A 19,294-nucleotide genomic window follows, 5' to 3' on the forward strand; every position below is an offset into this window, starting at 1 on the left:
CGAGTTCGGGCTGCGGCTCCGGCTCCGCCTCGGCGGCGGCCGCGAAGGCGCGGGGCGGAGGGGATGGGAGGCCCGCCGGCCCGCCGGCCCGGTCACGCCCCGTCGCGCCCGGGCCGGCCCACCTGGTCACGCGGCGGCCGGCACCACCGCCTCCGCCTCGCTCAGGGCCAGCTCCAGCACCTGCCGTACGTCGGTGACCGGGTGCACCTGGAGCCCCTCCAGCACCTCGGCCGGGACGTCGTCGAGGTCGGCCTCGTTCCGCTTGGGGATGATCACGGTGGTCAGCCCGGCCCGGTGCGCGGCCAGCAGCTTCTGCTTGACGCCGCCGATCGGCAGCACCCGCCCGGTCAGCGAGACCTCGCCGGTCATCGCCACGTCCGTGCGGACCTGCCGCCCGGACAGCAGCGAGGCCAGGGCCGTGGTCATGGTGATGCCCGCGCTCGGGCCGTCCTTGGGCACGGCGCCCGCCGGGAAGTGGATGTGCACGCCCCGGTCCTTGAGGTCGGCGACCGGGAGCTCCAGCTCCGCGCCGTGCGAGCGCAGGAAGCTCAGCGCGATCTGCGCCGACTCCTTCATCACGTCGCCCAGCTGGCCGGTGAGCGTGAGCCCGGCCGCGCCGGTCTCCGGGTCGGCGAGCGAGGCCTCCACGAACAGCACGTCGCCGCCCGCGCCGGTCACCGCGAGGCCGGTCGCCACGCCGGGCACCGCCGTACGCCGCTCCGCCGGGTCCTGCGCGGACTCCGGCACGTGGTGCGGCCGCCCCAGCAGCTCCCGCAGGTCGCCCGCGCCCACGGTGACGGGCAGCTCCCGCTCGCCGAGCTCGTGCTGCGAGGCGACCTTGCGCAGCAGCCGCGCCAGCGCCCGCTCCAGGTTGCGCACGCCGGCCTCGCGGGTGTACTCGCCCGCCAGCTTGCGCAGCGCGTCCTCGGCCAGCGCCACCTCCTCGGCGTCCAGCCCGGCCCGCTCCAGCTGGCGCGGCAGCAGGTGGTCGCGGGCGATGACGACCTTCTCGTCCTCCGTGTAGCCGTCGAGCCGGACGATGTCCATGCGGTCGGCGAGCGCCTCGGGGATGGCCTCCAGGACGTTGGCCGTGGCGAGGAAGACCACGTCGCTGAGGTCGAGCTCGACCTCCAGGTAGTGGTCGCGGAAGGTGTGGTTCTGCGCCGGGTCCAGGACCTCCAGCAGGGCCGCGGCCGGGTCGCCGCGGAAGTCGGAGCCCACCTTGTCGATCTCGTCGAGCAGGACCACCGGGTTCATCGACCCGGCCTCCTTGATCGCCCGTACGATCCGCCCGGGCAGCGCGCCGACGTACGTGCGCCGGTGCCCGCGCACCTCCGCCTCGTCCCGCACGCCGCCGAGGGCGACACGCACGAACTTGCGGCCCATGGCGTGCGCCACCGACTCGCCCAGGCTCGTCTTGCCGACTCCGGGCGGGCCGACCAGCGCCAGCACGGCGCCGCCGCGCCGGCCGCCGACCAGGCCCATGCCGCGGTCGGAGCGCCGCTTGCGGACGGCCAGGTACTCGGTGATGCGTTCCTTGACGTCGTTCAGCCCGGCGTGCTCGGCGTCCAGCACGGCCCGGGCGCCGCGGATGTCGTAGGCGTCCTCGGTGCGCTCGTTCCACGGAAGCTCCAGGACCGTGTCGAGCCAGGTGCGGATCCAGGAGCCCTCGGGCGACTGGTCGCTGGAGCGCTCCAGCTTGTCGACCTCCTTCAGGGCGGCCTCGCGCACCTTCTCCGGCAGGTCGGCGGCCTCGACGCGGGCGCGGTAGTCGTCGGACTCCTCGCCCTCCTTCTCGCCGTTGAGCTCGCGCAGTTCCTTGCGGACGGCCTCCAGCTGACGGCGCAGCAGGAACTCGCGCTGCTGCTTGTCCACGCCCTCCTGGACGTCCTTGGCGATGGACTCGGCGACGTCCTGCTCGGCCAGGTGGTCGCTGAGCCACTTCACGGCGAGCCGGAGGCGGGCGACCGGGTCGGCGGTCTCCAGCAGCTCGACCTTCTGGGCGGTGGTCAGGAAGGGCGAGTAGCCGGAGTTGTCGGCGAGCGCGGAGACGCCCTTGATGCCCTGCACCCGGTCGACGACCTGCCAGGCGCCGCGCTTCTTCAGCCAGTTGGTGGCCAGCGCCTTGTACTCGCTGACCAGCTCGGTCACCGCGCCCGGCAGCGGGTCGGGCTCGTGCTCGGTGACGGTCTCGCCCTCGACCCACAGGGCGGCGCCCGGCCCGGTCGTCCCGGAGCCGATGCGGACGCGCCCGACGCCGCGGATCAGCGCGCCCGGGTCACCGCCGGAGAGCCGCCCGACCTGCTCGACGGTCCCGAGCACACCCGTCGCGGCGTACTTCCCGTCGATGCGCGGCACGAGCAGCACCCGGGGCTTCCCGCTGCCGCCCGCCGCCTGCGCGGCCTCGACGGCTGCGCGCACCTCGGCGTCGGACAGGTCCAGCGGTACCACCATGCCGGGCAGCACGACCTCGTCGTCGAGCGGCAGCACGGGCAGGGTGAGCGTTACGGACGTCGAAGCCATGATCTTCCTTCCGGCAGTGAAGTTGAGCTACGCCGACTCAATGCTTCTGCGCCCGCTGGTGTTCCCCAACTGCCGTTCGCCGTGGGCGAACGGCAGCGGGGAGGGGTCCGTCAGTGGCCCGTCAGGGCCAGGAGACCGTTCGTCAGGTCCTCCTTCAGGTCGTCCAGGCCCTCGAAGCCGACGTGCACGCGCAGCAGCGGGCCGCGGTCGTGCCAGGTGCCCGGCAGGCGGTGCGAGACGGGGTCGGCCGGGACGATCAGGGACTCGTAGCCGCCGTAGCTGTGGCCGAGGCCGAAGACGCGGAGCCGGTCGAGCAGGGCGTCCACGTCCGCCTTGGTGAAACCCCGTTCGAGTTCCACCCCGAACGGTCCGGCCGCGCCCGTGAAGTCGCGCTGCCACAGCGCGTGCCCGGGGTCCTCCGGCAGCGCCGGGTGGAGCACCGCCGCCACGCCCTCCTGCTTGCCGAGCCAGCGGGCCATCTCCATGGCCTGGATCTGGTGCCATGCCATCCGCACGTGCAGCGTGCGCACCCCGCGCACGCCCAGGTACAGCTCGTCGGCCCCGGCGCACTGGCCGAGGCGGATCGCGGCGGCCCGCACGACGGGGAAGGTGTCCGCCGTGCCGACGATCACGCCGAGGATGCTGTCCGCGTGGCCGGTGAGGTACTTGGTCGCGGAGTGGACGACCACGTCGGCGCCGAGTGCCAGCGGGCGGCAGAAGGCGGGCGTGGCCCAGGTGTTGTCCGCCACGGTGACGACACCGCGGGCCCGGCAGACCGCGGTGATCGCCGGGACGTCCTGCACCTCGAAGGTGGTCGAGCCCGGCGACTCCAGCAGGAGCAGCCGGGTCTCCGGGCGGATCAGGGCGGCGATCCCGGCGCCGTCGGTGCGCGGGTCGTAGTACTCCGTCCGCACCCCCAGTGCGGCCAGCGAGTCGCAGAACTTCCGGGTCGGCAGATAGGCGGAGTCGGTCACCAGGAGGTGGTCGCCGGAGCGTACGTAGGCCAGGACCGCCGTGGTGATCGCGGACAGGCCCGAGCAGGTGGCCACGGCCGCGTACCCGTCCTCCAGCTCGGCCACCGCCTCCTCGAACGCCCGGGCGGTGGGGGTGCCGAACCGGCCGTACACGGGCATCCGGCGCTTGAGGGGGTCGGCCTGGGAGGCGTCCATCGCGGCCGTGCTCTCGTACAGCACGGTGGAGGCGCGGTGGACCGGCGGGTTGACGTACCCGCCCTGCCGCCGGGGGTCGGAGGCGGCGTGCACGAAGCGGGTCTCGCGCTCGGTCCCGCTCATCGGGCCGCCTCCGCCGTGCTCACCGCGGACGACGCATCCGGTGCGGCCGGTGCGGCGGGCGCGGCCGGTGCGGCGGGCGCGGCCGGTCCGGCGGACGCGGCCGATTCGGCGGGCGCCGCGGGCGCGGCGGCGTCCGGCGCGGGCTTACGGCTCCGGCCGCCGCCCAGCACGAGTGCGACGACGCCGGCCGCCGCGCACTGCACGGCCACGAAGACCCAGAACGCGTCGAGCCGCTGCGCCGCCTGGTAGTGCGCGAACACGAAACCGCCGACCAGCCCGGCCAGCATGCCGCCGAGACCCGCCGTCAGCCGCTGCACGCCGAAGGCGAAGGCCGGGTTGCCGGGCACCCGCTCCACCAGCTCCAGGTCGCACCGCAGGAAGAGGAAGATCTCGCCGAGCGTGAACAGCGCGGTGCCGCCCAGCAGCGCGGCGCTGTGGCCCAGCGCCATGACGCCGGTGCCGGCCGCCATCAGCGCGAACGAGCCGACCAGCAGCCGCCGGTAGTCCGCCTTGGCGATCCGGTCGGCCAGCGCCGGCTGGAGCAGTACGACCAGTGCGCAGTTGAGCAGCATCACCCAGCCGAGCACGCGGATGTTGGACACGCCGGCCGCGTACAGGCCCATGAAGCTCTGGAAGAAGAAGTAGAGGTAGAAGGCCAGGGCCGTGAACAGCACGGGCCGCAGCGCCTGGCGCAGCGCCGCCCGGGCGCCGCCGCCGGCGCCCTGCCCGCCAGCCGCGGCGCCCTGCCCGCCGGCCGGGCCCCTCGCGCCCTTGCCCGCCGCCGAGGCGGGCCGCGCCGCGAGCGGCTTCAGGGTCAGCTGGTGGGCGAGGGTGATCAGCGCGAACAGCACCGCGAGGCAGGTCAGCAGCCACACCGGGGCGACGTCGATCAGCAGGGCGGCGAGCAGCGGCCCCAGACCCATGCCGGCGTTGAGCGCGGCGCTGCTGACCCCGAGGAAGAGCGGGCGCAGCTCGTCGGAGACGCCGGTGACGATGTACGCCTTGTTGGCGGGCAGGTAGAGGGCGGGCCCCCCGGCGACGAGCACCACCGCCGGGTACGCCACCCAGGGCACCGAGACCGCCAGCCCCAGCAGCAGCAGCCCGGCCGTCCGCAGGGCCAGGGCGAGCACCATGGTCCGCTTCAGACCGAGCCGGCCGGCCACCGGGCCGCCGAGCATGCTGCCGCCGAACTGGATGAACGTGGCCACGGCCACGAGCACCCCGGCGACCCGGACGTCCAGGCCGACGGCCTCGACCATGAGTACCCCGATGAACGGGGTGACCATGTAGCTGCCGAGGGCGACCACGAACGACAGCCCGATCAGGGCCTTCAGGCTCGGCGACAGCCCGGTGAAGGTCCGCCACTTGGCGGCCGCCCCGCGGGCCGCCGTCACGGCGAGCCGCCTTCGCCGCTGGCGACGGGCAGCTGCGAGGGCAGGCCCCACTCGCTCCAGGAGCCGTCGTACACGGCGAGGTCGCGGTAGCCGGCGAGATCCGCGCCGAGGGCGAGCACGCAGGCCGTGACGCCCGAGCCGCAGCTGAAGTACAGCCGCCGGCGGCCCGCCGCGAGCGCGTCGAAGGCGGCGCGCAGCTCGGCCCGCGGACGCATCAGCCCGTCGCGCTGGAGCTCGCCGAAGGGCAGGTTCGCCGCGCCGGGCATGTGCCCGCCGCGCAGGCCGGGCCGCGGCTCGGGGGCGGTGCCCGCGAAGCGGCCGCGGGTGCGGGCGTCGAGGACGAGCGCCTCGGGGTCGGCGAGGGCCGCCGTCACCGCCGCGCTGTCCACGATCAGGCCGGGGCGGGGCCGGGCGGTGAAGCCGCCGCGCGGCCCCTCGTACGCGGCGGGCGTCTCCTCGACGGGCAGGCCGGCCGCGGCCCAGGCCGGCAGGCCGCCGTCCAGGACGGCGGCCCGGTCGAAGCCCATGGCGCGCAGCATCCACCAGGCGCGGGCGCTGGAGTAGATGCCGGCGCCGTCGTAGACGACGACCGTGCTGGTGTCGTCCACGCCGAGGGCGCGCAGGGCCTCGGTGAACGCCTCCGGGCCCGGCATGGTGTGCGGCAGGGCGGCGTCGTGGTCGGACAGCTCCCCGTCGAGGTCGAAGGGACGCGCCCCGGGGATGCGGCGGGGGGCGCCGCGGTGCTCCCCGACGGAGGCGTCGAAGAGGACCAGCCCGGGGGTGCCGAGCCGGGCGGCCAGCCAGTCGGCGCCGACGAGCGGGCCGGAGGGCAGGTCGGGGCCGGCGGACGGGCCGGAGGGCAGGTCGGGGCCGGCGGACGGGCCGGAGGGCAGGTCGAGGCCGGCGGCGGCCGGGGCAGGGGTGGGGGGCGTGGTCATGAGGCACCTCCGGAGGGCTGCGCGGCGGGCCGCCACCGGGTGTGCTCGGAGAACCAGCGCGCCACGTGTTCGAGTCGGGCGGCCACATCCTCCTCCGTCTCGCCGCCGACCACGTAACCGGACAGGAACAGCCCGGACTTCACCCCGCCGTGGAACTCCTGCCCGGCCTGCCCGGTGTGGACGGCCTCCAGCACGCAGTCCGGTTCGGTGCCGGGGTCCGGCAGCGCCTCCAGGACCCCGTTGAGGGGCGGGATGTTCAGTTCCCCGGCGGGGCGGTAGGGCGGGGCGGACAGCGGGTCGGCGCCGACGCCGCCGGGCAGGCCGCACTCCGCGTACAGCCACTCCTTGTCCAGGTCGATGCCGAAGGCGTGCCGGACCATCGGGCTGATCATGCCGCCGCCGGTCCGGCTGGCGATCTCGCAGAACACCAGCCGGTCGTCCGGGGTGATCCAGAACTCGGCGTGGAACGCGGTCCCGCGGGGCGTCGGCAGCTCCGCCAGGACCGCCCGGGCGGCCTTGACCAGCCGGTCGTGCGCCGGGTCCTGCGGGGCGACCGGCAGGCTGGCGACCCAGTCGTTGTCGCGGAAGGACAGGCAGTCGTTGAGGTAGCGGAACGGGTGGACGAAGACCACCTCGCCGCCCACCACGAGCCCGTCCACGTGGTACATCTGCCCGGGCACGAACGTCTCGATCTCGCTGACCCCGCGCCAGGGGCGGGCCAGGTAGGAGTCCAGGGCGGCCTCGTCCCGGATGACGGCGGTGCCGAGCGAGCCGGACTCCGAGACCGGCTTGACGACCACCGGGTAGCCGTGTTCGGCCACGAACTCCAGCGCGTCGTAGGCGGAGTCGAGCCGCCGGTAGGCCGGTACCTCGACCGGTCCGCCCGCCAGGTGGTCCTTCATGACCACCTTGTCCCGGAAGGCGAGGGCGCTTTCGGTGCGCTGGCCGGGCAGGTCCAGCAGGTCGCGCAGCTGGGCGGCGCGCAGGACGTCCGCCTCGGCGCGGGCGAAGACGGCCTCGACGCGGAACTCCCGCGCCAGCCGCAGCGCGGTCTTGTCGACGAGCTGGTTGGTGTCGTAGTCGTCGAAGGCGTGGACGTGCGGCAGGTGGGCGTAGCCCGCCGCGTACTCCGTCGGGGTGACGACGACCGGGACGATCCCCGAACCGGCCAGCCACTGGTCGTACGGGGTCCGGGCGTGGGGCGTCTTGGCGAAGACGAGGATGTGGCGCATGACCGGGGTGCCGCCTTCCGCTCAGGCCTGGGAGTCGACGAGGAGCGGCAGCCGGCGCCGCGCGGGGACCCGGGAGACGAGCCCGAGCTCCTCGGACAGCTCGGTGGCGAAGCAGCCGTCCTGGTAGGCGCCCGACAGCCGCTTGGTGGTGAACTCCTCGATGGCGTCGTGGTCGAACTCCATGTCGTACGAGGTGCCCGCGCCGGTCACGGTGCGCACGAGGATGCCGAGGTGGGGCTCGAAGGTGTTGACGCAGCCGACGATGTCGCCGATCTTCTCGCGGCGTCCCGCGGCGTCGTCCGAGAGGACCTCCTCCGCGGCCGGGATCGCGGCGAACAGCTGGCGGCCCGCCCGGCACCAGCCGACGTGGCCGGGGAAGCCCATGGCCTTGATGCCGAAGGTGCCGAAGTCCTCGCTGACGCCGAGCTGGAAGCCGAGCTCGATGTTCTCGTGGATCCACTTGAAGTCGCGGTACGCCTGCTCGATCTCGGAGCGGTCCAGGCGCAGCTCGGGGTGGCGGCCGCCGTGGTCGGTGAAGTTGTTGAAGCGGACGGTGGCGACGCCCAGCTTGTTGAAGTAGTGGGCGTAGCGCTCCAGGGAGGTCCGGCCGTGGTTGTGGCGGCCGATGGTCACGCCTATGTTCACGCGGAACGTGCTGCCGGGGGCGGCGGTCTCGTTGTAGGCGGCGATGCGGCGCAGCACCTCCTCGGTGTCGGCGCCGCTGAACACGCCCTTGATCGGATACGCGGAGTGGTCGACGACGTTCAGGTCCTCGTCGATCAGCCCGTGGTAGGTGATGGAGACGGTGCCGTAGCCGTTCTCGGCGGCCAGGTCGAGCAGCTCGCGCCAGTTGTCGGCGAGCAGCGGGCGGCCGCTGGTCCAGGCGTCGCCCTTCTCCATGGTCTCGGTGGGCTTGTGGTCGGACTCCTGGCGGAACTCGCGGTTGTTGGCGGGGCCGTACATCCGCATGAACGCGCCGTCGTACGCGAAGCTGTCCACGTAGCGCGGGTAGACCTGGTAGCCGTGCTCCTTGAGCCCGGCGAGGATCCGCGGGCCCTCCTCCATGGCGAACGACTTGTCGTAGACCTTCTCGTAGTTGACGAACCAGCAGTGCGTGCACTTCTGGCCGCAGGTGTTCTTGCCGACCTTGGTGTCCAGGTCGAGGTAGATGTGGATGTCCTCGGGCCGGATGTCCTTGAACGGCGTCGAGAAGGGCTCATCCCCGTGGAAATCGTACGAAATCGGAGCGTTCTGGACAGACATCGATCCCCCGTGCGGTGAGTCGTGCGATGAGAACTGCGGTGAGAAGTGCGATGAGAAGTGAGGTCGGGTCAGGGCCGCGGGGCGGGCCGCGGACGGACTACGAGCAGCCCGCGGCGGCCCCGCGGTGGGAACGGGCAGAACCGGCGGAACCGGCGGAACGGTGGGGTGCGCCGGTCAGGGCGCGGGCTCGGTGGTGACCACCGGGATCGCGGTCAGCTCGGCCACCGCCGCCACGCAGGCGTCGGTGTCGGCCGCCGTCACGACGGCCATGCCCAGGCGGTCCGACGAGGAGCGCAGCGGGTGCACCACGTCCCCGGGGAGGACGGAGACGTCCCAGGCGTGCAGGTGCCCGCGGGTCAGGACGGGCGGCGGCGCGACGGCCGTGACCCGGCCGGGCGCCGCGGTGAGGAAGACGGTCGCGGCGGCCGCGGCCGTGACCGGCTCCCGGCGCACCGGGGCGCCGACGGCCCAGCCGAGGGCCGCCTCGCGCCAGGCGACCCCGGTGGTGAGGCGGACCAGGTCGGCGATGCCGTCGCCGCCCAGCCGGGTGTGGGTCTCGATCACGACGACCTTGTCGCCGTCGACCATGACCTCGGTGTGGCTCGGCCCGTCGGTCACGCCGACGGCGTCGAGGAGCTCCTCGACCGCGCGGGCCACGAGCTCCTGCCGGCGCCGGTCCAGCGCCGGCGGCGGCATGACGTGGCTGACCTCGATGAACGCGCCCGTGGTGCCCTTCTGGGCGATGCCGAGGACGGTGTGCCGGCCGCCGGCGGAGAGGGCCTCGACGCTGAACTCCTGCCCCTCGGCGAACTGCTCCAGCAAGGTGGCGGCCGTACGCCGCTCCGCCGGGAGCTCGTCCGGGCCCTCCAGCAGCGCGATGGCGGTGCTGCCGGACCCGTCGACGGGCTTGGCCACGACCCGCCCGTGCGCGGCGAACAGCCGCGCGACCGCCTCCGCGTCGTCGCCCGGCGCGAACGCCGGGTTCAGGTGCGGGGCCTTGCGCTCCAGGACGCGCCGCATCGCCAGCTTGTCCCGGGTGGCCCGGACCACCTCGGGGTCCACGCCGACGACGCCCAGGTGGCGGGCCGCGACGGCGGCCGGCTCCAGGCCGAGCTCGGTGAGCGAGACCACCGCCGTGGGGGCCAGCGGCCGCAGCACCTCGTCGGTGAAGGCGAGGAAGGCCGACCTGTCCAGGAAATCGCAGGTCAGGACGCGGTCGTCCGGGCCGAGGGCGGCGGCGCCGGGCAGCTGGACGTGCACCAGCTCGCCGGGCAGGCGCGCGGCCTCCCGGGCCACGGTCGGGTTGGCGCCGACGATCACGAGCGTCACGAGCGGGTCCTTTCGTCCGGTCGGCGCGGGGCAGGGGCCACAACATCGCAAGCGTGATCACGGCTGTCAACAGTCGGCCGTCCGACCGGTATCCACCGCCCAAACGGCCCCTGACCTGCGCCGAACCCGCTCCGCTCAAGGCCTGTTCGAGGGTCGGTGGGCCTCGGGGACCAGCCGCGCGCGGCTCCCGCTCAAGGCCGGGCAGCCATGCGTTTCCGGACAGAATTCCGATGCCCGCGACACACTCCGTTCACAAAACCGCAGGACGGCGTGATGTGGGTCGGCTGATTCCGGCCAAGAGTCCGGAACTCCGCGCCGCGGCACGGGAATCGGCCGGGAACGGGGTTAGCCGATCTCCCCCGAGGGGCACTCGCCCGGCCTGGCGTACAGGGCCACCCGCGCCCCGTGGACCGCGCGGACCTCGCACAGGTCGAAGAAGACGGCCAGGGTCTGGCGCTTGACCGCCTCGCGGGGGAACGCGTCCAGCGGCTGGTCCGCCGGGTCCATCAGGGCCAGGACGCGCGGGGCCTCGGTCAGCCGGGCGCGGAGCCGGTCCGAGGGCAGTTCGGTGCCCTGCAGGGTGCGGGAGGCGGTGGGCGTCGCCGCGAGCGCGAGGTCGGTCAGGCCGTCGTACACCCCGGGCGAGGACAGCAGCCACTCGCGGCGCCGGGCCGGCATGAACAGCACCGCGTCGCCCGGCCGGGCCAGGTCCCGTACGGCCGCCGCCACCGCCAGGGCGTCGTCCTTGCGGCTGTCCGGCGTCCGCAGCCACAAGGACCACGGCACCAGCGCCCCGGCCAGGGCCAGCGCCGCCGCCAGGGCCGCGGCCGGGCGCAGGGCCCGCGCCGGCGGCCGGGCCGGCGCCGGGGGCCGGGCCCGTGCCCCCGCCAGCAGCGCGAGCCCCGCCAGGGCGTAGAGCACGTACCGGTCGACGTAGAGCGGACGGACCAGCGAGACCGCGAGCAGCAGCCCCGGCGGGAGCAGGACGAGCGGCAGCGCGAGCCGGACGAGGTCGCGGTCGGCGTCCCGGGCCAGCAGCAGCGCCAGCCCCGCGACCAGCGCGTACGCCGCCCAGTCGGCCCACGAGGGCCGCCCCAGCCAGCCCAGCTGCCGGTCGGCCTGCCCGGCGCCCACCAGGGCCAGGGGCAGCGCGCACGCCACCACGGCCGCCGCGCACCGGCGCCAGGCGCGCAGCCGCCAGCCGGCGACGGCGTGGGCGAGCACGGCCAGCACGGCGAACGCGTGCAGCCAGCACGCCACCGCCAGCAGCACGGCGTACGCCACCCACCGGCGCCGGTGCAGCGCGTACGTCGCCCAGACCACGGCCGCCGCGACCAGCGCGTAGGACCGGCCCTCCTGGGCGTACATCTGCACGGGCGGCAGCACGGCGTACGCCACGCCCGCGGCCAGCGCCGCCCGGGGACCTGCGAGCCGGTGGCCGAGCGCGGCGACCCCGGTCGCGGCGAGCGCGGTGGCGAGGACCGACGGCAGCCGGAGCGCGACCGGCGCGGGCAGGCCCAGGGCCTCGCCGAGCGGCAGGAGCGCGTGGGTGAGGGCGTAGTGGAGGCCGTGCACGGCGTCGACCTGGCCGAGCAGCCCCACCAGGTCGCCCAGGGGACGGCGGGCCACCTGGAGCGTGACGGACTCGTCGCGCCACATGCTGCCGCCGCGGTCCAGGCGCCACAGGCCGAGGGCCAGGGCGAGCAGCGGGGGCAGCCAGCGCCACGGTGCCGTCCGGCCGGCGGACGCGGTCCGGCTGATGGCGGCCTCCTGGTGCTTCCGGTGCGGGTGCGGCGCCCCCATACTCGCGGTACGGGGCAGTGCGACGCGGAGGTGGGGTGTGCGCGAGGGCCGGGCGAGGGTGGCGGGCGTGGTGATCGGTGCCGTGCTGGGCGCCGTGGTGCTGGGCGGGTGCGGGGGCGGCTCCGGTTCCGCCGCCGGTGCGGGTGCCGGTGCCGGTAGCGGTACGGCGGACGACCGGACCTCCACCGCCGGGGCCCCGCCCTCGGCCTCCGCCTCCGCCTCCGCCACCGCGTCCGCGCCCGCCGCCGAACCGACCGCCGACCAGCGCCTGGTCACCGTCACCCGCAGCGGTGGCTTCGCCGGCAAGCAGATCAGCCTGCTGGTCAAGGCCGACGGCTCGTGGACCCGGCTGGACGGGAAGGCGCAGAAGACGGGCTCGGGGCGGCTGTCGGCCGCGGAGCTCGACGCCCTGCGGGGCGCGCTCAAGGCGGCCGACTTCCCGCGGCTGCCCCGGACGGTGCTGAGCGAGAAGCCGGTCTACGACGGGTTCACGTACGCCTTCGTGCACGGGGGCTACGAGGTGGCGGCGGACGGCGCGGTGATGCCGGCCGGGCTGACGAAGGTGCTCCAGTCGCTGCCGCCGTTCGACGCGGCGTAGGGCGCCGGGGGGCGGGGCGGCGGGGCGCCGGGGCGGCGCGTCAGGGGGTTGCCCGCGCGGAACACCGCGGCTCCTCGGTTCGTTCTCGCGGATGATCGAGAGGAGCCGCCAGTGAACAGCCATGCCGAGTCCGTGACGATCGAGCGCCGGGAGGGGCCGTACGGCGAAGTCGTCCTCCGGCGGCGGGGAGACGTGTTCGAGATCATCGCCAACGGGTGCTTCCTGATGGACACCTCCGACGGGCGGTCCGAGCGGCTGCTCGTCGACGCTGCCCTGGGCGCCCTCGACCCCGCTCCGGCGGGGGCCGCCGGGCCCGCGCTGCTCATCGGCGGGCTCGGTGTCGGGTTCTCGCTCGTGCACGCCGCCGCGCAGCCCGCGTGGGGGCGGATCGTGGTTGCCGAGCGTGAGCAGGCCGTGATCGACTGGCACCGCCGCGGGCCGCTCGGCGAGCTCACCGCGGCGGCGGTCGCCGACCCCCGCGTCAGCCTGCTGCACACCGATCTCGTCACATTTCTGCGTCAGGGTCCGGAGCGTTTCGACGCCCTCTGCCTCGACATCGACAACGGTCCCGACTGGACGGTCACGGAGGACAACCGCGGGCTCTACTCACCTGCCGGACTGGCTTCCTGCCGGGCCCGGTTGAGGCCGGGAGGGGTGCTGGCGGTGTGGTCGGCGCAGCCGTCGGAGGCGTTCGAGGAGGCGATGCGGAATGCCGGATTCAGCTCGGTACGCACCGAAGAGGTGCCCGTTGCCCGAGGTGTCCCGGACGTGATCCATCTCGGCCGGAACCCCTCATAGCCGCAGGCCGGTGGCTCCTCTACGCTGCCCCCATCACGCTGGACTACCGGGGCGGGACGATGGAACAGACACACAGCACACCGATCGGCGCGGCGGCCACTCCTGGCGCCCAGCGGCGGGTGCTCGTCGTGGAGGACGACCGGACGATCGCGGAGGCGATCGCCGCCCGGCTGCGAGCAGAGGGCTTCCAGGTCCAGGTGGCCACCGACGGCCCCGCCGCCGTCGCGCTCGCGGAGAGCTGGCTGCCGGAGCTGCTGGTGCTCGACGTGATGCTGCCGGGCTTCGACGGCCTGGAGGTCTGCCGCCGGGTCCAGGCCCAGCGCCCGGTCCCGGTGCTGATGCTCACGGCGCGTGACGACGAGACCGACATGCTGGTCGGTCTCGGCGTCGGCGCCGACGACTACATGACCAAGCCGTTCTCCATGCGGGAGCTGGCCGCGCGCGTGCACGTGCTGCTGCGCCGGGTCGAGCGGGCGAACCTCGCCGCCACCGCCCCCCGCGGGTCCACGCTGCGGCTGGGCGACCTGGAGATCGACCACGCGCAGCGCCGCGTCCGGGTGCACGCCGAGGACGTGCACCTGACGCCGACCGAGTTCGACCTGCTGGTGTGCCTGGCCGGGACCCCCCGGGCGGTACTCTCGCGCGAGCAGCTGCTGGCGGAGGTCTGGGACTGGGCGGACGCCTCGGGCACCCGGACCGTGGACAGCCACATCAAGGCCTTGCGCCGCAAGATCGGCGCCGAGCGGATCCGTACGGTCCACGGGGTGGGTTACGCCCTGGAGACCCCGGCGCAGCCGTGAGCTGCGGGCCCCGGCCCCGGCCGGCGGAGCGGCTGCGCGGCGGGGGCGAGGGGTTCCCGCCGCTGCGGCCGTTCTCCCCGTTCTCGATCAAGACCAAGCTGGGCACGCTCGTGGTGGTCTCGGTCTTCATCACGACCGGACTGCTGCTGGTGGCCCTGCGCACCGAGACCGAGCTGCGGTTCATCACGGTCTTCTCGGTGATCGCCTCGATGCTGATCACCCAATTCGTGGCGCACAGCCTCACCGCGCCGCTGGACGACATGATCACCGTCGCCCGTTCCATCTCGCACGGCGACTACACCCGGCGGGTGCGCGGCGCGGGGCGCCGGGACGAGCTCGGGGACCTCGCCGCCACGATCAACCTCATGGCGGACGACCTGGAGGCGGTCGACCGGCACCGCAAGGAACTGGTCGCCAACGTCTCGCACGAGCTCCGCACGCCCATCGCGGCGCTGCGGGCGGTCCTGGAGAACGTGGTCGACGGGGTGTCGGCCGCCGACCCCGAGACCATGCGGACCATGCTGAAGCAGACCGAGCGGCTGGGCCGCCTGGTGGAGACGCTGCTGGACCTGTCGCGCCTGGACAACGGCGTGGTCCCGCTGAAGGCCCGGCGCTTCGAGGTGTGGCCGTACCTGTCCGGGGTGCTGAAGGAGTCGGGGCTGGCGGCGGCCGGCCGGCCGGGGCTGGCCTCCGGGTCCGGCGGGCACACCCGCAACGACGTCCATCTGCACCTGGACGTCTTCCCCTCCGACCTGACCGCGCACGCGGACGCGGAGCGGCTGCACCAGGTGGTGGCCAACCTGATCGACAACGCGGTCAAGCACAGCCCGCCGCACGGCCGGGTCACCGTCCGCGCCCGCGGCGGCGCGGCGCCCGGGAGCCTGACGCTGGAGGTGCTCGACGAGGGCCCGGGCATCCCGCAGACGGAGTGGCACCGGGTCTTCGAGCGGTTCAACCGCGGCAGCGGCAAGGGCGGCGACGGGGGCACCGGGCTGGGCCTGGCGATCGCCCGGTGGGCCGTCGGGCTGCACGGCGGTGACATCCGCGTGGCCGAATCGTCACGCGGCTGCCGGATCCTCGTCACCCTTCCGGGAACACCGCAGGCCGCAGGTTGACGTAGGGTTCGAAGGACAAGGAAATGATCTCGGCCACACGTGCACGGGATCCGTCAGGGGTGCGACGCCATACGGCCGCAACCCCGGTCCCGGCTACCCGAACCAGGCTGGTTTCCCGCCATTCCCCCCGGCGAAACCCGCCGTTCGATGTGACCTGCGCGACGTAAGTCCCGCCCGGTCTGCATCTCACCGCCTGAGAGGCGTAGCCTTTATTCCCGCTGTCCATACCTTGTGAAGCGGAAGAGGGCGGTTGCCGCCGTGTCGCCACAGTCCCCGAGTAACCCGAGCACCACGACCGAAGCAACAGCAGGCGGGAAGAACCCCGCCTCGGGCTTCGGCGCCAATGAGTGGCTCGTCGACGAGATCTACCAGCAGTACCTCCAGGACCCGAATTCGGTCGATCGCGCCTGGTGGGACTTCTTCGCCGACTACAAGCCGGGGGGCGGCGCAGCCGCTCCGGACCGGACGGAGAAGCAGACGACGGACGGCGCCTCCGCACAGGCCGCCACCACCGCCGCAGCCCCGCAGGTCTCCGACGCCGCCGCCACGGGGGCGGCCGGCGCCGCCGTACCGGCCCCCACGGCCGCGCCCGCCGCGCCCACATCCGTGTCAGCTCCTGCCCCTGCTCCTGCCACTCCCTCTGGTGCCCCTGCTGTGACTGTCACCTCCCAGGCCCAGGCCGCCGCACCGGCCGCGCCTGCCCCTGCGGCCGCCGCTCCGGCCGCCGCCGCCCCGGCTCAGAAGTCCGCGCCCGCGACCGAGGCCCCTGCCGGCCCCGAGCTCGTGACGCTCCGCGGACCGGCCGCCGCGGTCGCCAAGAACATGAACGCCTCGCTGGAGATGCCCACGGCCACGTCCGTGCGCGCCGTCCCGGTGAAGCTGCTGTTCGACAACCGCATCGTCATCAACAACCACCTCAAGCGCGCCCGGGGCGGGAAGATCTCCTTCACGCACCTGATCGGCTACGCGATGGTGCGGGCCATCAAGGCCATGCCGTCGATGAACTGGTCGTACGCGGAGAAGGACGGCAAGCCGACCCTCGTCAAGCCGGACCACGTCAACTTCGGCCTCGCGATCGACCTGGTCAAGCCCAACGGTGACCGCCAGCTCGTCGTCGCCGGCATCAAGAAGGCCGAGACCCTCGACTTCTTCGGCTTCTGGCAGGCCTACGAGGACATCGTCCGCCGCGCCCGCGTCGGCAAGCTGACGATGGACGACTTCACCGGCGTCACGGTCTCCCTGACCAACCCGGGCGGCCTCGGCACCGTCCACTCCGTGCCCCGCCTGATGCCCGGGCAGTCGGTCATCATGGGCGTCGGCTCCATGGACTACCCCGCCGAGTTCCAGGGCACCTCCCAGGACACCCTGAACAAGCTGGGCATCTCCAAGGTCATGACCCTGACCTCGACCTACGACCACCGGGTCATCCAGGGCGCGGCCTCCGGCGAGTTCCTGCGCATCGTCGCCAACCTCCTCCTCGGCGAGGACGGCTTCTACGACGACGTCTTCGAGTCGCTGCGCATCCCGTACGAGCCGGTGCGCTGGCTGCGGGACATCGACGCCAGCCACGACGACGACGTCACCAAGGCCGCCCGCGTCTTCGAGCTGATCCACTCCTACCGGGTCCGCGGCCACGTCATGGCCGACACCGACCCGCTGGAGTACAAGCAGCGCAAGCACCCCGACCTGGACATCACCGAGCACGGCCTCACCCTGTGGGACCTGGAGCGCGAGTTCGCGGTCGGCGGCTTCGCCGGCAAGTCGATGATGAAGCTGCGCGACATCCTCGGCGTGCTGCGCGACTCGTACTGCCGCACCACCGGCGTCGAGTTCATGCACATCCAGGACCCCAAGCAGCGCAAGTGGATCCAGGACCGCATCGAGCGCCCGCACAGCAAGCCGGAGCGCGAGGAGCAGCTGCGCATCCTGCGCCGCCTGAACGCGGCCGAGGCCTTCGAGACGTTCCTGCAGACGAAGTACGTCGGCCAGAAGCGCTTCTCCCTGGAGGGCGGCGAGTCCGTCATCCCGCTGCTCGACGCCGTCATCGACTCCGCGGCCGAGGCCCGCCTCGACGAGGTCGTCATCGGCATGGCCCACCGCGGCCGCCTGAACGTCCTGGCGAACATCGTCGGCAAGTCGTACGCGCAGATCTTCCGCGAGTTCGAGGGCAACCTCGACCCGAAGTCCATGCACGGCTCCGGCGACGTGAAGTACCACCTGGGCGCCGAGGGCACCTTCACGGGCCTCGACGGCGAGCAGATCAAGGTCTCGCTGGTCGCCAACCCCTCCCACCTGGAGGCCGTCGACCCGGTCCTGGAGGGTGTCGCCCGCGCCAAGCAGGACGTCATCAACAAGGGCGGCACGGACTTCACCGTCCTGCCGGTCGCCCTGCACGGTGACGCGGCCTTCGCCGGCCAGGGTGTCGTCGCCGAGACCCTGAACATGTCGCAGCTGCGCGGCTACCGCACCGGCGGCACGGTCCACGTCGTCATCAACAACCAGGTCGGCTTCACCGCGGCGCCGGAGTCCTCGCGTTCGTCCATGTACGCGACCGACGTGGCCCGCATGATCGAGGCCCCGATCTTCCACGTCAACGGCGACGACCCCGAGGCCGTCGTCCGCGTCGCGCGGCTGGCGTTCGAGTTCCGCCAGGCGTTCAACAAGGACGTGGTCATCGACCTCATCTGCTACCGCCGCCGCGGCCACAACGAGTCGGACAACCCGGCGTTCACGCAGCCGCTGATGTACGACCTGATCGACAAGAAGCGCTCGGTGCGCAAGCTGTACACCGAGTCCCTCATCGGCCGCGGCGACATCACGCTGGAAGAGGCCGAGCAGGCGCTGCAGGACTTCCAGGGCCAGCTGGAGAAGGTCTTCGCCGAGGTCCGCGAGGCCTCCGCGCAGCCGGCCGCCGGCGCGCCGGTCCCGGCCGAGCCGGGCGAGTTCCCGGTGGCCGTGGAGACCGCGGTCTCCTTCGAGGTCGTCAAGCGGATCGCCGAGTCCCAGGTCAGCATCCCCGAGGGCGTCACCGTCCACCCGCGTCTGCTGCCGCAGCTGCAGCGCCGCGCGGCGATGATCGACGACGGCACCATCGACTGGGGCATGGGCGAGACCCTGGCCTTCGGTTCGCTGCTGATGGAGGGCACCCCGGTCCGGCTGTCCGGCCAGGACTCCCGCCGCGGCACCTTCGGCCAGCGCCACGCGGTCCTCATCGACCGGGAGACCGGCGAGGACTACACCCCGCTGCTGTACCTCTCGGACGACCAGGCCCGGTTCAACGTCTACGACTCGCTGCTCTCCGAGTACGCGGCCATGGGCTTCGAGTACGGCTACTCGCTGGCCCGCCCGGACGCGCTCGTGCTGTGGGAGGCGCAGTTCGGTGACTTCGTCAACGGCGCGCAGACCGTCGTCGACGAGTTCATCTCCTCGGCCGAGCAGAAGTGGGGCCAGACCAGCGGTGTGACGCTGCTCCTCCCCCACGGCTACGAGGGCCAGGGCCCGGACCACTCCTCGGCCCGCCCGGAGCGCTTCCTGCAGCTGTGCGCCCAGAACAACATGACGGTCGCGATGCCGACGCTCCCGTCGAACTACTTCCACCTGCTGCGCTGGCAGGTCCACAACCCGCACCACAAGCCGCTCATCGTCTTCACCCCGAAGTCGATGCTGCGTCTGAAGGCCGCGGCGTCGAAGGCGGAGGAGTTCACCAGCGGCACGTTCCGCCCGGTCATCGGCGACTCCACGGTGGACCCGAACGCCGTCCGCAAGGTCGTCTTCACCGCGGGCAAGGTCTACTACGACCTGGAGGCCGAGCGGGTCAAGCGCGGCGTCACGGACACGGCCATCATCCGCATCGAGCGCCTGTACCCGCTGCCGGGTGCCGAGCTCCAGGCGGAGATCGCCAAGTACCCGAACGCGGCGAAGTACATCTGGGCCCAGGAGGAGCCGGCGAACCAGGGTGCCTGGCCGTTCATCGCGCTCAACCTGATCGACCACCTCGACCTGGCGGTCGGCGCCGACATCCCCGCGGGCGAGCGCCTGCGCCGCATCTCGCGGCCGCACTCCTCGTCCCCGGCCGTCGGTTCGGCCAAGCGCCACCAGGCCGAGCAGCAGCAGCTGATCAACGAGGTCTTCGAGGCCTAGGCCCGACCCGCTGCACGCCGGAAGCCCGGCCCCCCTTCGCGGGGGCCGGGCTTCCGGCTTCCTGCTTCC

General features: G+C 73.5%; 13 protein-coding genes. 5 read left to right on the forward strand and 8 right to left on the reverse strand.

Annotated elements, in window-relative coordinates; genetic code table 11:
- Positions 1-126: 126 nt before the first annotated feature.
- From lon to LG632_RS13435, 8 genes are all read right to left on the reverse strand, one after another.
- A complete protein-coding gene (lon, locus tag LG632_RS13400; protein ID WP_226727250.1) occupies positions 127-2,523 on the reverse strand; it encodes an endopeptidase La in 2,397 nt (798 codons plus the stop codon).
- A gap of 110 nt (positions 2,524-2,633) precedes the next feature.
- The gene (metC, locus tag LG632_RS13405; RefSeq protein ID WP_226727251.1) at positions 2,634-3,815 is read right to left on the reverse strand and encodes a cystathionine beta-lyase; all 1,182 of its coding nucleotides are present in this window, start codon (positions 3,813-3,815) and stop codon (positions 2,634-2,636) included.
- Complete coding sequence (locus LG632_RS13410; RefSeq protein ID WP_226727252.1) at positions 3,812-5,209, reverse strand: MFS transporter; 1,398 nt, start codon at positions 5,207-5,209, stop codon at positions 3,812-3,814. The genes metC and LG632_RS13410 overlap by 4 nt, the downstream gene beginning before the upstream one ends.
- Positions 5,206-6,147 (reverse strand): sulfurtransferase, encoded by a 942-nt coding sequence (locus LG632_RS13415; RefSeq protein ID WP_226727253.1) that lies wholly within the window; start codon positions 6,145-6,147, stop codon positions 5,206-5,208. Before LG632_RS13415 ends, LG632_RS13410 begins: the two co-directional genes overlap by 4 nt.
- Positions 6,144-7,379: an ATP-grasp domain-containing protein gene (locus LG632_RS13420; RefSeq protein WP_226727254.1), complete on the reverse strand. Its 1,236-nt coding sequence runs from the start codon at positions 7,377-7,379 to the stop codon at positions 6,144-6,146. Before LG632_RS13420 ends, LG632_RS13415 begins: the two co-directional genes overlap by 4 nt.
- Before the next feature lie 21 nt (positions 7,380-7,400).
- A complete protein-coding gene (locus LG632_RS13425; RefSeq protein ID WP_226727255.1) occupies positions 7,401-8,642 on the reverse strand; it encodes a radical SAM protein in 1,242 nt (413 codons plus the stop codon).
- Between the two features lie 174 nt (positions 8,643-8,816).
- A complete protein-coding gene (locus LG632_RS13430; protein ID WP_226727256.1) occupies positions 8,817-9,971 on the reverse strand; it encodes an ATP-grasp domain-containing protein in 1,155 nt (384 codons plus the stop codon).
- A 345-nt stretch (positions 9,972-10,316) separates the two neighbouring features.
- Complete coding sequence (locus tag LG632_RS13435; RefSeq protein WP_226727257.1) at positions 10,317-11,774, reverse strand: glycosyltransferase family protein; 1,458 nt, start codon at positions 11,772-11,774, stop codon at positions 10,317-10,319.
- Between the two features lie 67 nt (positions 11,775-11,841).
- On the opposite strand from LG632_RS13435, the gene LG632_RS13440 reads away from it, so the two are divergent.
- The 5 genes from LG632_RS13440 to LG632_RS13460 all read left to right on the forward strand — a co-directional run bounded on the left by LG632_RS13440 (position 11,842) and on the right by LG632_RS13460 (position 19,225).
- Positions 11,842-12,372 carry a hypothetical protein gene (locus LG632_RS13440; protein WP_226727258.1) on the forward strand — a complete coding sequence of 177 codons (531 nt, stop codon included), beginning with the start codon at positions 11,842-11,844 and terminating at the stop codon, positions 12,370-12,372.
- 111 nt (positions 12,373-12,483) lie between these two features.
- Positions 12,484-13,170, forward strand: coding sequence for a spermidine synthase family protein (locus LG632_RS13445; RefSeq protein WP_226727259.1), 687 nt, complete (start codon positions 12,484-12,486; stop codon positions 13,168-13,170).
- Positions 13,171-13,229: 59 nt separating this feature from the next.
- Positions 13,230-13,970 carry a response regulator transcription factor gene (locus LG632_RS13450; RefSeq protein ID WP_226727260.1) on the forward strand — a complete coding sequence of 247 codons (741 nt, stop codon included), beginning with the start codon at positions 13,230-13,232 and terminating at the stop codon, positions 13,968-13,970.
- A 32-nt stretch (positions 13,971-14,002) separates the two neighbouring features.
- The gene (locus LG632_RS13455) at positions 14,003-15,085 is read left to right on the forward strand and encodes a HAMP domain-containing sensor histidine kinase (RefSeq protein WP_226727272.1); all 1,083 of its coding nucleotides are present in this window, start codon (positions 14,003-14,005) and stop codon (positions 15,083-15,085) included.
- Between the two features lie 258 nt (positions 15,086-15,343).
- Positions 15,344-19,225, forward strand: coding sequence for a multifunctional oxoglutarate decarboxylase/oxoglutarate dehydrogenase thiamine pyrophosphate-binding subunit/dihydrolipoyllysine-residue succinyltransferase subunit (locus LG632_RS13460; RefSeq protein WP_226727261.1), 3,882 nt, complete (start codon positions 15,344-15,346; stop codon positions 19,223-19,225).
- The last annotated feature ends 69 nt before the right edge of the window (positions 19,226-19,294 follow it).

It is taken from the genome of Streptomyces antimicrobicus, assembly GCF_020532625.1.
Classification (GTDB): domain Bacteria; phylum Actinomycetota; class Actinomycetes; order Streptomycetales; family Streptomycetaceae; genus Streptomyces; species Streptomyces antimicrobicus.

Bases quoted from the DNA above. Each gene is read 5' to 3' on its own strand.
- lon (WP_226727250.1), bottom strand. From the start codon at position 2,523: ATGGCTTCGACGTCCGTAACGCTCACCCTGCCCGTGCTGCCGCTCGAC.
- metC (WP_226727251.1), bottom strand. From the start codon at position 3,815: ATGAGCGGGACCGAGCGCGAGACCCGCTTCGTGCACGCCGCCTCCGAC.
- LG632_RS13415 (WP_226727253.1), bottom strand. From the start codon at position 6,147: ATGACCACGCCCCCCACCCCTGCCCCGGCCGCCGCCGGCCTCGACCTG.
- LG632_RS13420 (WP_226727254.1), bottom strand. From the start codon at position 7,379: ATGCGCCACATCCTCGTCTTCGCCAAGACGCCCCACGCCCGGACCCCG.
- LG632_RS13425 (WP_226727255.1), bottom strand. From the start codon at position 8,642: ATGTCTGTCCAGAACGCTCCGATTTCGTACGATTTCCACGGGGATGAG.
- LG632_RS13435 (WP_226727257.1), bottom strand. From the start codon at position 11,774: ATGGGGGCGCCGCACCCGCACCGGAAGCACCAGGAGGCCGCCATCAGC.
- LG632_RS13450 (WP_226727260.1), top strand. From the start codon at position 13,230: ATGGAACAGACACACAGCACACCGATCGGCGCGGCGGCCACTCCTGGC.